Genomic DNA, 15074 nt, shown 5'->3' with positions numbered 1-15074 from the left:
GTTCTAGAACTCCCAGTCTTCGTCCTCGGTGACGACGGCCTTGCCGATCACGTACGACGAACCCGAGCCGGAGAAGAAGTCGTGGTTCTCATCGGCGTTGGGGGACAGCGCCGAAAGGATGGCTGGGTTGACCTCGGTCTCGTCGCGGGGGAACAGCGCTTCGTAACCAAGGTTCATCAGCGCCTTGTTGGCGTTGTAGCGGACGAATTTCTTGACGTCTTCGGTCAGCCCAACCTCGTCGTAGAGGTCCTGGGTGTACTCAACTTCGTTGTCGTACAAGTCGAAAAGCAATTCGTAGGTGTAGTCCTTGAGCTCGGCACGCTTGGCGTCATCGACCAGCTCCAGACCACGCTGGAATTTGTAGCCGATGTAGTAGCCGTGGACGGCTTCGTCGCGGATGATCAGCCGGATCATGTCGGCGGTGTTGGTCAGCTTGGCCCGGCTTGACCAGTACATCGGCAGGTAGAACCCGGAGTAGAACAGGAAGCTTTCCAACAGCGTGGAAGCCACCTTCTTCTTCAGCGGTTCATCGCCGCGGTAGTACTCGAGCACGATCTCGGCTTTGCGCTGCAAGTTTCGGTTTTCCTCCGACCAGCGGAAGGCCTCGTCGATCTCGGCGGTGGAGCACAGTGTGGAGAAGATCTGGCTGTAGCTCTTGGCGTGCACCGACTCCATGAACGTGATGTTGGCCAGAACGGCCTCCTCATGCGGGGTGAGCGCATCGGGCATCATGCTGACCGAACCCACGGTGCTCTGGATGGTGTCCAGCAATGTCAGACCGGTAAAGACCCGCATGGTCAGCTGTTTCTCACCGGCGGTCAGCGTGTCCCACGACGGGAGGTCGTTGGACACCGGCACCTTCTCGGGCAGCCAGAAATTACCGGTCAACCGATCCCAGACCTCGGCGTCCTTCTCGTCTTGGACCCGGTTCCAATTGATCGCCGACACCCGATCGATGAGCTTCATTGTTCCGCCTCCCCAGAACCCGCCGGCGCGCTCGCTAGCTGCCGATTCTGTCTGCCATGCGTAGGCCTCAAACACTACCCCTGGGGTCCGACAAGCTTGTGCAACACAACACGTTGTGTCTGCGTGTCGCGAGGTCGCGGTCGTCTGATCGCCAGATCCCCTAACCGAGCATTGCGTCCTGCGAGCCGTTGCGTGCCCCGAAGAACTGGTACTCCTCGGGCTTGATCGAGCGGGTGGCTCGCCAGTACTGCCAGGTGTAGCCGCCCCAGAGCACGGTGTTCTTGCCATGCTCGTCGAGATACCAGCTACGGCAGCCGCCGCTGTTCCACACCGAACCGGCCAGTTTGCGCTGCAGCTCATCGTTGAAGCGGTCCTGGGCCGCCCGGGTCGGAGCCAGGGCCTGCGCGCCCATCCGGTCGCACGTGGCGATCGCGTCCGCCACGTAGCGGATCTGGGATTCGATCATGAACACCACGGAGTTGTGCCCCAGCCCGGTATTGGGCCCGAGCAGGAAGAACAGGTTGGGCATGTCGGCGACGGTGATCCCGCGGTGGGCGGCGATCCCCTCGCGCTTCCAGCGGTCGACCAGGTCCTCACCGTGTCGCCCTTTGATCTGAACATAGGTGAACGAGTCAGTGACGTGGAAGCCGGTGGCGTACACAATCACGTCCACCGGGCGCTCGGTGCCGTCGGCGGTGACGATCCCACCGGTGGTGATGCCGGTGATGGGTTCGGTGATCAGCTCGGTCTTGGGGTTCGCGACAGCGCGGTAGTAGGTGGAGGAGTTCAGGATCCGCTTACAACCCATGCGGTAGCGCGGGATCAGCTTGCGCCTTAGCTCACGATCCTTCACCGAGCGACGAATGTTCCACTTGGCCAGGGCCTCAAGGACTTTGAGCGTGTTCGGCCGCTTGGTCATGCCGTAGGCCAAGGCCTCTTGTGCCCAATAGATGCCGAGGCGCAGCAGTGCCCGCAGCCCGGGGATGTTCTCGAGCGCCCGACGCAGCCGCGCCGGAAGCTCTTCGTTGGTGCGCGGCGCCACCCATGGCGGGGTGCGTTGGTAGAGCTGAAGCTCGGCAACCTGGCTAACGATCTCCGGCACAATCTGGATCGCGCTGGCGCCGGTCCCGATCACGGCCACCCGCTTGCCGGTCAGGTCCACGCTGTGGTCCCACTGCGCGGAATGGAAAGCGGGGCCGCCGAATTGGTCGCGTCCGTCGATGTCGGGAAAAGACGGGATATGCAGCGCGCCGGCCCCGGTGACGAGGAACTGGGCAACGTACTCGCGCCCGTCGGCGGTAAAGACATGCCATCGACACTCGTCGTCGTCCCAGTACCCGCGATCGACCAGGGAATTGAAGACGATGTGGCGGCTCAGTCCGTATTTCTCGGCGACCCCTTTGAGGTAGTCCAAGATTTCGTCCCAGTAGGAGAACAGGTGCTTCCAGTCTGGCTTGGGCTCGAAGGAGTAGGAATACAGGTGCGACGGGATATCGCACGCGCAGCCGGGGTAGGTGTTGTCGCGCCAGGTTCCGCCGACATCGTCGGCCTTCTCCAAGATCACGAAGTCCACACCCTGCCGTTGCAAGGCGATGGCCATGCCGAGGCCGGAGAATCCGGTCCCGATGATGACCGTGCGGGTATGCACGGGTGGCTGCTGAGCGCGCGATTCCTGAGCCTCGACGGCCGGGGTGACGACGTTGGTCATGATGCGTAGATCTTTCCTGTTGAGCCTGTATGCCCGAGCCCATGAAGCTCGCGCAAGCTGAACGCAAGTACCCGGTACCCAGAGTATCGGAGAACACAGCGGGCTATCGATCCCCAGTGCTAGGTCGACGCCGCCGGCTCTGGCCTCATCGTGGAGTCGGTACGGCGTCGTGAATCGGTTGGTGGGGGTCCACCGTGATGCCGAGCGACTCCGCGGTGCCGACTATGAGCCCCATCATGATGGTGGTCAGCTGCGCAACGAACTGCTCGTGCGACATGCGTCGCGGGCTGTCCGGTTCGGGGCCCAACCACCATTCCGTGGCTGAGGCAGCCGAGCCAAAAGCGGCGAAGCCGGCGAGTTCGAACGCGTCGCGATTCAGGTCCATCTCGCGCAGCTCGTTGTTGAACATCTCGGCCATCGTCACCGTGATCTCGCGGCCTTCGTTGAAGGTCCGCACCGTGGCCTCCGACTGCTTTGCGGAGCCGCCCTGGATGAAAAATCGCAGCACGTTGGGGTGCCGGTCAACGAGGCTGACGTACTCCTCGACGCTGCGCTGGATAACCTCGCTGGCCGAGTCGGTAGCCAAGTTGATCGACGGGAAGATCGCCGCCCACAGCATGTCGCGCAGCCGCTCCCCAATCGCCTGGAACAGATCCGACTTGTCGGTGAAGTGCCGGTAGATCTTCGGCTTGGCGGTGCCGGCCTCCTCGGCGATTTCGCGCACACTCACTTCCGGGCCGAGGCGGTCGATCGCGCGGAAAGCGGCATCGACGATTTCGCTGCGCACCTTCTTGCGGTGTTCGCGCCACCGTTCGCTGCGGGCGTCGACCTTCACTTCCGCATCTGCGCTGGGTTCGTTCACGGCAACTCTCCCCACGCCCAACACCTTACCGCGTAGCGGCCGCTGACCTGCGAAGACCGGGCCATCGTTGCCGTAGCCGGAGCCGAAGGCTGGTGCTACAGCATGCAGGACACGCAGCCGTCGACCTCGGTGCCCTCCAGCGCCATCTGCCGCAGCCGGATGTAGTACAGCGTCTTGATCCCCTTGCGCCACGCGTAGATCTGCGCCTTGTTGACCTCACGGGTGGTGGCCGTGTCTTTGAAGAACAACGTCAGCGAAAGCCCTTGATCCACATGCTGAGTGGCCGCCGCATAGGTGTCGATGATCTTCTCGTAGCCAATCTCGTAGGCGTCCTGGTAGTACTCCAGGTTGTCGTTGGTCATGAACGGCGCCGGGTAGTAGACCCGGCCGATCTTGCCTTCCTTGCGGATCTCGACTTTCGACACGATCGGGTGGATCGACGACGTCGAATGGTTGATATAGGAGATCGAGCCGGTCGGCGGCACCGCCTGCAGGTTCTGGTTGTAGATGCCGTGCGCGGCGACCGACTCCTTCAGCCGCCGCCAATCGTCCTGCGTTGGGATGCGGATGTCAGCGTCGGCGAAAAGCTGGCGCACCTTCGCAGTTTTCGGCTCCCAGATCTGCTCGGTGTATTTGTCGAAGAACTCCCCCGACGCGTACTTGGACCGCTCGAAACCCAAGAAGTGCGAACCGCGTTCGAGCGCGATGCGGTTGGAGGCCCGCAGCGCGTGGTAGAGCACGGTATAGAAGTAGATGTTGGTGAAGTCGATGCCTTCTTCGGAACCGTAGAAGATACTCTCGCGGGCCAGGTAGCCGTGCAGGTTCATCTGCCCCAGGCCGATGGCGTGAGAGTCGTTGTTACCCTGCTCAATCGAGGGCACCGAGGTGATGTGAGTGTGGTCGCTCACTGACGTCAGCGCACGGATCGCCACCTCGATCGTCTGCGCGAAGTCTGGGGAATCCATCGTCTTGGCGATGTTCAGCGATCCGAGGTTGCACGAAATGTCCTTGCCTACTTTGGCATACGACAGATCGTCGTTGAACAACGAGGCCGTGGACACCTGCAGGATCTCCGAGCACAGGTTCGAGTGCGTGATCTTGCCTTCAATAGGATTGGCCCGCTGGACCGTGTCCTCGAACATGATGTAGGGGTAGCCGGATTCGAACTGCAATTCGGCCAACGTCTGGAAAAACTCCCGCGCCTTGATCTTCGTCTTGCGGATACGCGCGTCATCGACCATCTCGTAATACTTTTCGGTCACCGAGATGTCGGCGAACGGCAGTCCGTAGACGCGTTCGACGTCGTAAGGCGAGAACAAGTACATGTCGTCATTACGCTTGGCCAGCTCGAAGGTGATGTCGGGGATCACGACCCCCAGGCTCAGCGTCTTGATCCGGATCTTCTCGTCCGCGTTCTCCCGCTTGGTGTCCAGGAAGCGGTAGATGTCGGGGTGATGGGCGTGCAGATACACCGCCCCGGCACCCTGGCGCGCACCCAGCTGGTTGGCGTAGGAGAACGAATCCTCGAGCAGCTTCATGATCGGGATCACACCCGATGATTGGTTCTCGATGTTCTTGATCGGCGCACCATGCTCACGGATGTTGGTCAGCAGCAGCGCGACTCCCCCACCGCGTTTGGACAGCTGCAACGCGGAATTGATCGAGCGCCCGATCGACTCCATGTTGTCCTCGATGCGCAGGAGAAAGCAGCTCACCGGCTCACCCCGCTGCTTCTTGCCCGAGTTCAAGAACGTCGGGGTGGCCGGCTGGAACCGACCTTCGATGATTTCGTCGACCAGCTTCTCGGCCAGTCCGGTGTCGCCGGCCGCCAACGTGAGCGCCACCATGACGACCCGGTCCTCGAAGCGCTCCAGATAACGCTTCCCGTCGAAGGTCTTCAACGTGTACGAGGTGTAGTACTTGAACGCGCCCAAGAAGGTCGGGAACCGAAACTTCTTGGCGTAGGCACGATCCAGCAACGATTTGACAAAGTTACGCGAGTATTGGTCGAGGACTTCACGCTCGTAGTAGTTCTCGCGGATCAGGTAGTCAAGCTTCTCGTCTTGGTTGTGGAAGAAGACCGTGTTCTGGTTGACGTGCTGCAGGAAGTACTCGTGGGCGGCTTCGCGGTCCTTGTCGAACTGAATCTTGCCGTCCGCGTCGTACAGATTCAGCATGGCGTTGAGCGCATGGTAATCGAGCTCTGCCGAGCCTCCGGAAAGATGGGCGTGCGCGCCCGTGTTTACAGGCTCTGTAGTGACGGTTGGTGGCACGTTTGTTCCTTCCAAGATTCAGCCCAGAAATTTCCTAAGCCCGCGCGGACCGCGGCGACGTCGTCCTCAGTACCCCATAGTTCGAAGCGGTAGAGGTAGGGAACCCCGCACTTACGGGAGACCACGTTGCCCGCGTAGGCGAATTCGACACCAAAGTTGTTGTCGCCCGCAGCGATGACGCCACGGATCAGCGACCGGTTGTGCTCGTGATTCAAGAAGGCGATGACCTGCTTAGGGACATAGCCGCCGGTGTGAACAGTCGAGAGGTTGGAGGTTGCCCGGCCACCCCCGTACGTGGGCAGGATCAGCACGTACGGCTGGTCTACCTCGATACGACCACGCAGCGGTATCCGCGTGGCGGGAACACCCAGCTTCTGCACGAAGCGATGGGTGTTCTCCGACACGCTGGAGAAATAGACCAGGTTGGGGCCCCTGCCATCCCTGATGTCCCTGATATCCCTGGGCACCGCAACCTCCTTGCTTACCCTGCCGTCCGTCGAGCTAGGCGCTCAGGGCGGATCCGGCGAGCGCGCTGATGCGGTCCGGCCGGAAGCCCGACCAGTGGTCGTGATCGGCCACCACGACGGGAGCCTGCAGATAGCCCAGCGCCATCACGTAATCCCGCGCCTCGGAATCCAGGCTGATGTCGACCTTCTGATAGCTCAGCCCATGCTTGTCCAGGGCCTTGTAGGTCGCACTGCACTGCACACATGCGGGCTTGGTGTAGACGGTGATGGTCATGGGTGTACCGCTCCTTTGCGGAAGGTAGGGAACTCGACGAGGACTGGCAACTATTCGGGTCGTGCATCTGCGCTAAGTTCAGCGGACCGTCAAACCCCGAATCCCATCGTTCGGCACACCCGGTCTGGCGACCTGGCGATACCGATTCCGAGAACCTCATCGAGCCCCGAGCGCGTGGTGGGACCTGGTGAACCTGGGATCTGCCGGTGCCCAAAACACTACACCTAGGGGGTGACAACGAGAAGAGATACAAAATGTTCCGAATAACATTTCTGAAATTCCCTGGTCGTAAGCCTCTCGTGGATGCAGCCTCGGCGTGTCGCAGATCACAACATCCGCTGCAGGTACCCATGGGCACCGGTATATCAGCCACCACCGACACCGCCTTGATCAGCCGGCGCCACCAGCGCAGCGGCGCCCATGCGACCCCAGCCAGCAAAGTCTGAAGATTGCGGGCAGCCGCTCAGCTGACCTCGGCGACGAGCTTGCCGACCACGTCGCGCACATTCGCCGCGAGTTCGGCGTCGTCCGCCGGGGCCTTACCATCGAGAGTCTGAAACGGTACCGAGAGTTTGATCGTGTCGATCACCCTGCTACCGGCAATTCCGAACGACTTGCGGGTCTCGTCATGCGCCCAGACCCCGCCGTAGCGGCCCATTGCCCCGCCGATGACCGCCAGCGGCTTGTTCTTCAACGCGCCGTTGCCGAAAGGCCGCGATAGCCAGTCGATCGCGTTCTTGATGACCGCGGGAATGCTGCCGTTGTACTCGGGGGTGACCACCAGCGCGGCATCCGCGGCGCCCGCCGCAGTTCGCAGCGCGGCAACCGGTCCAGGTACCTGCTCGACCGCGCTGTTGACCGCGTCGTCGATGTCCTCGTTGTAGAACGGCAGATCTCCCAGGCCCTCAAAGACGGCGATGGTCACACCGTCCGGAGCGAGCGTTGCGGCCAGCTCCGCGATCTGGCGGTTGATCGATGAGGCGCGCAAGCTTCCCACTAGCGCCACGATGGTGATGTCGGATTTGGACGCAGACACAGTTCCCTTACCCTTCGCTCGTCGAGCTCTATCTTTGCATGACAAAAACGGACTGTGGTCCGTTTTATTCCCACCGCGCTACAGTTCGGGTGTGAGCGGTACCGAGCGGCCAGGCGGATTGCCCATGGCTGTCGTACCCGAACCGAACACCGAGCCCGCACACGAGCGCAGCGACGCGGCGCGCAACCGTGCACTACTCCTGGACGCCGCGCGCAGCCTGGTCGCCAAGAACGGCGCCGGCGCCGTCACCATGGACGACGTTGCCGCAGCCGCCCGGGTCGGCAAAGGCACGCTGTTCCGGCGGTTCGGCAGCCGGGCCGGTTTGATGATGGTGCTACTCGACGAGGATGAACGCGCAAGTCAACAGGCATTCCTCTTTGGACCGCCCCCCTTGGGCCCGGATGCGCCACCGATGGATCGGCTGCTGGCCTTCGGCCGCGAGCGATTGCGCTTCGTCCACGCCCACCACGAGCTGCTGTCAGCGGCCAATCGCGATCCGCGCACACGCTACGGCCCGCCCGTTGCAGTGCTGCGCACGCACGTCCGGGTGCTGCTGGCCTCGGCGCAGACCAGCGGCGATCTTGATGCCCAGACCGACGCCCTGTTGGCCCTCCTCGACGCCGACTACGTCGAGCATCAACTCAATGACGGCGGCCAGACCCTCGAAACGCTGGGCGACGCCTGGGAGAGTCTGGCGCGCAAGCTCGCCGGGCGGTGACGGGCCTCCCAGACTCAGGGCGGGCTGGGCCGAAGCGCGCGAGTGAAGACCACGTTGATCCGACGCATGGCCTGGCTGTAAGGCCACCAAGCCAACCGCTTGAAGGCATACAGCGCCCAGATGTCGGCCGATGTGTAGATCAGGTACCGGTTTTTCGCGACCCCCACCAGAAGCTTCTCGGCGGCCTTTTCCGGAGTGATGGCATGACTGCCGAAACGCTCGACCCAACGGCTCACTCTGGGGTGATCGCGGTCGACGCCGGCGATCTCCACCGTGTCGACCAGCGGCGTCCGCACCGCCCCCGGCACCACGACCGACACCCCAATGCGATGCCGGTCCAAGTCGAATCTCAACACCTCGGACAACCCACGCAACCCGTACTTGCTGGCGCTGTATGCCGCATGCCATGGCAGCGCGACCAGCCCGGCCGCCGAGGACACATTGACCAAATGGCCGCCCCGCCCAGCCGCCACCATGGCCGGAACGAACGCCTCGATGACGTGGATCGGCCCCATCAGGTTGGTCGCGACGATCTTGCTCCACTGCTCGTGCGTGAGCTGATCGATAGTGCCCCAGGCCGCTATCCCGGCGATATTCATCACGACATCCATGCTGGGATGCCGCGCGTGGATGTCGGCCGCGAACGCGGCCACCTCGTGATAGTCGGCGATGTCAAGAGCCCGATGCTCAGCGACCCGCGCGCCCAGCGCGCGGGCGTCGGACACGGTCCGCGCCAATCCATCCGAGTCCCGGTCAGTCAGATACAGCTCGGCGCCCTGGGTGGCCAGCCGCAACGCGGTGGCTCGGCCAATGCCGCTGGCGGCGCCGGTGACAAGACACCGCTTCCCCGCGAAGTACAGTTCGGCTGCCGCCATGGGGCGACCCTACCGGCGGTAGCTCGCCGCTGTGCCTAACCCTGCTCGCCACCCCGCTCGCCCCACACAGCGCTCAGCCAGAGCCGCTCGAGGACTCGCAGACCACGCTGTAGGTCACGGTCACGGTCAAGAAAGAAGGTCTCGCCGGAGAGCATGAGCGCAGTGGTGGTCGCCAACGTGCGGACCAGCGCGGGAATGTCATCACTGATCGGGTGTGCGGTCCCGGCCTTGATCTCGTCGTTGACGGCGGCGACGATCCGGTCGACCACCCGGTCGGATTGCTGGGTCAGGAGTTCTTGGATCTTGCTGTCGGTATGGCGGGCCAGAACACAGGCCGTAATCACCGGGTCGTTGCCTCCGAACGCGGCGGCCGCACCGCCGACTAGTCGCTTCGCGGCGTCCGCGGGCGACTCGTCACGGCTGCGCGGGGCCAATGCCTGGGTGCGCTCATCCAACGCGTCGGTGACGTCGGCCAAGAGCTGCGCGAGCACCGAATATTTGGAGTCGAAGTAAAAGTAGAAGGCGGATCGGCCCACCCCGGCGCGCTCGCTGATGGTGCTCACCGCGATCTCCGCGAACGGCTGTTCCCGCAACAACTCGTGTAGCGCCTGCAGAATCGCCCGTCGCTGCCTCGTGCCTCGTCGCGTTACCGGCGCCGCTTGATCTCTGTACGTGGCGGACGTACTCACTCTCCCCACCATTGCAGCAGGCTAGCCGAAAAGAAACTTGACAGGCGTCAGGTCAGTCCGAAGTATTGTTACCCAGAAGCGATGTCTCCAGTACCGGGAACGCAAGGGAGCGTCCGTTGGAAACGATTAGCACCTCGCGCTACCTGCTCGATCAGGCGCGGCGCCGATACACCCCAACTCTCAACACCATCCCCGGCATGGGATCGGTGGAAAAGTGGCTGCTCGCCCACGAGTGGAAGACCAAGGCGCTGGCCGAACCACCGGTCGGCAGCGGCCTCAAGCCGGTCCTCGGCGATTCCGGCCTGCCCGTCATCGGTCACCTCATCGAGTTGTTTCGCGAGGGACCCGACTATCCGCTGTTCTTGTATCGAACGCAGGGTCCGCTGGTTTATGCCGAGTCAAAGGTCCTGTCGTCGGTGGCGGCCCTGGGACCCGACGCCACCCAGGCCGTGTTCACGAACAAAAACAAGGACTTTTCCCAGCGGGGGTGGCGCGATGTCATCGGCCCATTCTTCAGACGCGGTCTGATGCTGCTGGACTTTGAAGAGCACATGTACCACCGCCGCATCATGCAAGAGGCCTTCACCCGCACTCGGTTGAGCGGCTACGTCGAACACATCGACCACGTCGCGACGTCTCTCGTGGCGCAGTGGCCGACCAACGACGCCCGGTTCCTCTTTCATCCCGCGATGAAGGAGCTCACCCTCGACATCGCGTCACTGGTGTTCATGGGGCATCCGCCCGGTGCCGACCACGACCTGGTCACCACCGTGAATCGGGCCTTCACAACGACCACCCGTTCCGGCGGCGCCGTCATTCGCCGTGGCGTCCCGCCATTCAAATGGTGGCGCGGCCTGCGCGCCCGAGCGCTGCTCGAGGAGTACTTCATCGCCCGCGTCGAAGAGCGGCGCAACGCCGTCGGCACCGACATGCTCACGGTGTTGTGCCAAACCGAAGACGAGGACGGCAACAGGTTCACCGACCAGGACATCGTCAACCACATGATCTTCTTGATGATGGCCGCCCACGACACCTCCACCTCGACGACGACCACGATGGCCTACCACCTAGCCGCACACCCGGAGTGGCAAGCGCGGGCGCGCGACGAGTCGGCCCGGCTCGGCGACGGTCCGCTGGACATCGAGTCGCTGGAGAAGCTCGAGACACTTGAGCTGGTCATGAACGAGTCGCTGCGGATGGTCACCCCGCTGCCGTTCAACATGCGCCAGGCCGTTCGGGACACCGAACTGCTGGGCTACTACATACCAGCCGGAACGAACATCACGATCTGGCCCGGCATGAACCACCGGCTACCTGAATTGTGGACCGAGCCAGACAAGTTCGACCCGGACCGCTTTGCCGAGCCCCGCGCGGAGCACAAGCGGCATCGGTATGCCTTCGCGCCGTTCGGCGGTGGCGCGCACAAGTGCATTGGAATGGTGTTCGGCCAGCTGGAGGTCAAGACCGTCCTGCACCGGCTGCTGCGCCGCTATCGGCTCGAGCTCGCCCGACCCGACTATCAACCACGCTGGGACTACGGCGGCATGCCGATCCCCCTGGACGGAATGCCGATCGTCCTGCGTCCGCTCTGATCCCTCCGCCAGCCGCTGTCGCACCTGCCTGTCGGCATAGAACAGCGCGAGGGGCCGTTACGGCGTGGTGCCCTCGAACAAGAACCCGCTGACGTCGAAACCGATGTTTCCGAAGCCGGAGACCTGGCTGTTGAGGATGAACGGGAGCGTACCCACGTTACCGAGGCCCGAAACCGCGCTGCCGAAGTTCCGTAGCCCGGAGGTAAGTGCGCCGACATTGAGAAAACCCGAGCCGAACGGAAGGCCATCGACACTGGCGTTGAACCAGCCCGAGAGGCCGGCGCCGTTGTTGCCAAAGCCCGAACTGCTACCAGTACCGGTGTTGAAGAAGCCCGACGATGGTCCGTCGCTGGTGTTGAAGAAGCCGGGGCCCGGGGGAATGACGAACTGGGCGATATCGGTGGCGGGCAAGGTGATGCTGGGAACGTTGACCTCAGGAGTGTCGAATCCCCCGATCCCGATGGAGGGCAGGGTGAACGGCGGGGTGGTGATCTCTGGTATCGAAACCTGCGGGAGCGTGAAACCACCCAGATCCACCGGTGGAATCGTGAACGGCGGCGTGGTGATCTCCGGAATCCCCACCTGCGGCAACGTGAAACCACCCACGTCAAGCGGCGGAATCGTGAACGGCGGCGTCGTAATCTCCGGAATCCCCACCTGCGGCAACGTGAAACCACCCAGATCAACCGGCGGAATCGTGAACGGCGGCGTCGTGATCTCCGGAATCCCCACCTGCGGCAACGTGAAACCACCCAGATCAAGCGGCGGAATCGTGAACGGCGGCGTGGTGATCTCCGGAATCCCCACCTGCGGCAACGTAAACCCACCCACATCAACCGCCGGAATAGTCAGCGGCGCGGTCGTAATCTCCGGAATCCCCACCTGCGGCAACGTAAAACCACCGATTCCAATGCCGGGGATGAAAAACGGCCCCTCCAAACTGATAGTCGGAGTGCTGAACGGGGTGATACTGAACGGGGGAATAACGAAGTCTGAAATAGAGCCGTTAGTACCAGGGACTGAGGGTGGCAATATCGATGTAACTCCTACAGAAAATGGGCCGATGCCGATTAGCGGTATGGAGATCGTCGATCCCCCGAGAATACCGCCAGTTATGACGGCCACAGGCACCGGTAGGCCGGGCGTCAAAATACTGCCACCGCCGAAAACTGACGGGATTATTATCGACGGAAATTCGAAACCACGTATAAATATCTCCGGCCCGGTAAACCCGTCGAACCTTAGGGAGGGCGTAGTGAGCGCGGGTACCGTTACCGCCGGCAGGGTAAATCCGCCCACAACAATATCTGCTGGCGTCGACGCCGCCGGAATCGTCAACGACGGCAACGTAATCTCCGGCAAACTAAACGCACCCACAACGATATCCGCAGGCGTCGACGCCGCCGGAATCGTCAACGACGGCAACGTAATCTCCGGCAAACTAAACGGACCCACCGTAATATCCGCAGGCGTCGTCGCCGCCGGAATCGTCAACGACGGCAACGTAATCTCCGGCAAACTAAACGGACCCACCGTAATATCCGCAGGCGTCGTCGCCGCCGGAATCGTCAACGACGGCAACGTAATCTCCGGCAAACTAAACGGACCCACCGTAATATCCGGAGGCGTCGTCGCCGCCGGAATCGTCAACGACGGCAACGTAATCTCCGGCAAACTAAACGGACCCACCGTAATATCCGGAGGCGTGGTCGCCGCCGGAATCGTCAACGACGGTAGCGTTATCGCGGGCAGGTCGAATCCTGGAATAGGGATCGACGGTATGTTAATGGGTGGCAACGTTAAGTCAGGTGTGTTGATTCCGAGCGTGATACCCCCCTGCTCATCGCCCGCCCAAAAAAACCCGTTATTCATGTTGCCGATATTGAAAGCACCGGTGTTGATGTTGCCGCTATTGACAAAGCCCGTGTTAGTGTCACCCAGGTTGTAGCTACCGGAGTTGGAGCTGCCCACATTGCCGTCTCCCGTATTGTAGCTGCCGGGGTTCACGCTGCCCGTGTTGGCGTCACCGACATTCGAGATGCCCGTATTGTAGGATCCGACGTTGAAGAAACCCGAGTTGGCCACCCCGGCATTTCCTAAACCTGTGTTGTAGTCACCCGAGTTGCCGATGCCGAAGTTTCCGGTGCCAGAGTTGAAGAAGCCGATATTTCCGTTGCCCGAGTTGAACAAACCGATATTATTGATACCCGAGTTCAGGCCGCCAATGCCGATCTGGTTGTTGCCGATGAGCCCAATACCGATATTATTGACGCCGTTGTTCGCAAAGCCGAAGTTCCCAAACCCAATATTCGCAAAGCCCACATTGGCGTTGCCCATGTTCCCGAACCCAAAGTTGGTGTTGCCGAAGTTGCCGGGACCGATGTTGGAGTTGCCGCTGTTGCCGAAACCGAAATTGCTACTGCCAACGTTTCCATCGCCAAAGTTGAGCCGGCCGAAATTGCCGTTGCCCACGTTGGAGCTGCCGAGGTTGCCGAAGCCAAGGTTAACGCGAATAGTCCTGACGGTGGCGGCCGTGGCCGCGGCCGGGGCCGCGCCGCCGCTGCCCAACGCGGGTACGGTCGCAGCCAACTGGGCTGGCACGCCCGCCAAGCTCTGCAGCGGCCGGGCAAACGGGGTCAACGCCGAGACGACCGATGACGCCCCCGCGTGATAGCCAACCATCGCGGCTACATCCTGTGCCCACATCTGCTCGTAGACAGCCTCGGCGGCCGCGATCGCCGGCGCGTTTTGGCCGAACAGATTCGACATCACCAACGACACCAGCTGAGAACGGTTGGCCGCGATCATCAGCGGATTCACCGTCGCAGCCCGCACCGCCTCAAACGCGGCCGTCATGGTCCGGGCCTGCAAGGCGGTTTGCTCGGCTTGGGCGGCAGTCGCGCCCAGCCATCCCACATAGGGGGCCGCCGCCGCCGCCATCGCCGCCGCTGCCGGACCTTGCCATGCCTCTGCCGCCAGCGAAGAAGTCAGCGAGTCAAACGAACCCGCCGCCGAAGCCAACTCGGCGGCCAACCCATCCCACGCCGCCGAGGCCGCCAACATCGGTTCTGGACCCGCACCAGAAAAAATTCTGAGCGAGTTGATCTCTGGGGGCAACACCGCAAAGCTCATAAGACTCGGCCTCCCATCAGCGCCGTCGGTAGCGAGTTAGCGTATCCGAATGTCGGCACCATACCACGTGGTATGCGGGCGCTAGAACGCTTTCATCTAGATGAGAAAAAATTCTCATCTGTATGGGCGCTCGCTTCCATCTGCCGCAGTTCACCGCACGCGTGGTGGCTGTGTCGTTGACGAACATCTCAGCTAAAAACCTTGGTAGACATGCTATTTCGCCGCTGGGCGCGTGCCGACGATAGTCTCGGTGCGTCCGCTCTCGCCACTGCGGGTGCGCGCCCAGGTGGTCGACCATCGTCAAGAAGATCATGTGGTTGACAAGGTTCTCGAGGTATTCGCATAAATTGCCAAGAGCGTAAAATTACCGACCGATCCGCGCGCACTGTGCGTCAGCCCCGCTCGATCGAGCGCCTCGAGCTAGGCCGACCCGACAGCCATCTACGCTGAGATTGCAACGGCGCTACCGGAAGGTATCCATG

At 62.1% G+C, this 15074-nt stretch carries 12 protein-coding genes; 2 read left to right on the top strand and 10 right to left on the bottom strand.

All coding sequences use genetic code 11. The features are described from left to right. Positions 1-3 precede the first annotated feature (3 nt). The 7 genes from nrdF to F6B93_RS06625 form a co-directional block, all read right to left on the bottom strand. A complete protein-coding gene (gene nrdF, locus F6B93_RS06655) occupies positions 4-966 on the bottom strand; it encodes a class 1b ribonucleoside-diphosphate reductase subunit beta (RefSeq protein WP_211698382.1) in 963 nt (320 codons plus the stop codon). 160 nt (positions 967-1126) lie between these two features. Then, positions 1127-2674 (bottom strand): flavin-containing monooxygenase, encoded by a 1548-nt coding sequence (locus F6B93_RS06650; RefSeq protein WP_211698381.1) that lies wholly within the window; start codon positions 2672-2674, stop codon positions 1127-1129. A 145-nt stretch (positions 2675-2819) separates the two neighbouring features. After that, on the bottom strand, positions 2820-3536 hold the full coding sequence (locus F6B93_RS06645) for a TetR/AcrR family transcriptional regulator (RefSeq protein WP_425518502.1): 717 nt from the start codon (positions 3534-3536) through the stop codon (positions 2820-2822). Between the two features lie 95 nt (positions 3537-3631). Next, a complete protein-coding gene (gene nrdE / locus F6B93_RS06640) occupies positions 3632-5809 on the bottom strand; it encodes a class 1b ribonucleoside-diphosphate reductase subunit alpha (protein WP_211698379.1) in 2178 nt (725 codons plus the stop codon). Then, on the bottom strand, positions 5779-6255 hold the full coding sequence (gene nrdI, locus F6B93_RS06635; protein ID WP_211699317.1) for a class Ib ribonucleoside-diphosphate reductase assembly flavoprotein NrdI: 477 nt from the start codon (positions 6253-6255) through the stop codon (positions 5779-5781). The genes nrdE and nrdI overlap by 31 nt, the downstream gene beginning before the upstream one ends. Positions 6256-6310: 55 nt before the next feature. After that, positions 6311-6550, bottom strand: a complete 240-nt coding sequence (locus F6B93_RS06630; RefSeq protein WP_211698378.1) for a redoxin NrdH — start codon at positions 6548-6550, stop codon at positions 6311-6313. Positions 6551-7013: 463 nt separating this feature from the next. After that, positions 7014-7586: an NAD(P)H-dependent oxidoreductase gene (locus F6B93_RS06625; RefSeq protein ID WP_211698377.1), complete on the bottom strand. Its 573-nt coding sequence runs from the start codon at positions 7584-7586 to the stop codon at positions 7014-7016. A 91-nt stretch (positions 7587-7677) separates the two neighbouring features. Between F6B93_RS06625 and F6B93_RS06620 the strand changes: the two genes are divergently transcribed. Continuing rightward, complete coding sequence (locus F6B93_RS06620; protein WP_425518501.1) at positions 7678-8304, top strand: TetR/AcrR family transcriptional regulator; 627 nt, start codon at positions 7678-7680, stop codon at positions 8302-8304. A gap of 14 nt (positions 8305-8318) precedes the next feature. Here F6B93_RS06620 and F6B93_RS06615 read toward each other — a convergent pair whose 3' ends face one another. Together F6B93_RS06615 and F6B93_RS06610 are read right to left on the bottom strand one after the other, a co-directional pair. Next, entirely contained in the window at positions 8319-9179 is an 861-nt protein-coding gene (locus F6B93_RS06615) for an SDR family oxidoreductase (protein ID WP_211698376.1), read from the bottom strand. Between the two features lie 35 nt (positions 9180-9214). Then, positions 9215-9880 (bottom strand): TetR/AcrR family transcriptional regulator, encoded by a 666-nt coding sequence (locus F6B93_RS06610; RefSeq protein WP_211698375.1) that lies wholly within the window; start codon positions 9878-9880, stop codon positions 9215-9217. A gap of 104 nt (positions 9881-9984) precedes the next feature. On the opposite strand from F6B93_RS06610, the gene F6B93_RS06605 reads away from it, so the two are divergent. Beyond that, positions 9985-11460 (top strand): cytochrome P450, encoded by a 1476-nt coding sequence (locus F6B93_RS06605; RefSeq protein ID WP_211698374.1) that lies wholly within the window; start codon positions 9985-9987, stop codon positions 11458-11460. Between the two features lie 57 nt (positions 11461-11517). Here the strand turns inward: F6B93_RS06605 and F6B93_RS06600 are convergent, their stop codons facing one another. Continuing rightward, positions 11518-14592 carry a PPE family protein gene (locus F6B93_RS06600; RefSeq protein ID WP_211698373.1) on the bottom strand — a complete coding sequence of 1025 codons (3075 nt, stop codon included), beginning with the start codon at positions 14590-14592 and terminating at the stop codon, positions 11518-11520. Between the last annotated feature and the right edge of the window lie 482 nt (positions 14593-15074).

Origin of the sequence: Mycobacterium spongiae (assembly GCF_018278905.1) — a bacterium.
In the GTDB taxonomy this organism is placed as follows: Bacteria; Actinomycetota; Actinomycetes; order Mycobacteriales; family Mycobacteriaceae; genus Mycobacterium; species Mycobacterium spongiae.
Note: the sequence above shows the minus strand (reverse complement) of the source record. Positions and strands in the feature narration are given on the sequence as shown.

Bases quoted from the DNA above. Each gene is read 5' to 3' on its own strand.
- nrdF (WP_211698382.1), bottom strand. From the start codon at position 966: ATGAAGCTCATCGATCGGGTGTCGGCGATCAATTGGAACCGGGTCCAA.
- F6B93_RS06650 (WP_211698381.1), bottom strand. From the start codon at position 2,674: ATGACCAACGTCGTCACCCCGGCCGTCGAGGCTCAGGAATCGCGCGCT.
- F6B93_RS06630 (WP_211698378.1), bottom strand. From the start codon at position 6,550: ATGACCATCACCGTCTACACCAAGCCCGCATGTGTGCAGTGCAGTGCG.
- F6B93_RS06615 (WP_211698376.1), bottom strand. From the start codon at position 9,179: ATGGCGGCAGCCGAACTGTACTTCGCGGGGAAGCGGTGTCTTGTCACC.
- F6B93_RS06610 (WP_211698375.1), bottom strand. From the start codon at position 9,880: ATGGTGGGGAGAGTGAGTACGTCCGCCACGTACAGAGATCAAGCGGCG.
- F6B93_RS06600 (WP_211698373.1), bottom strand. From the start codon at position 14,592: ATGAGCTTTGCGGTGTTGCCCCCAGAGATCAACTCGCTCAGAATTTTT.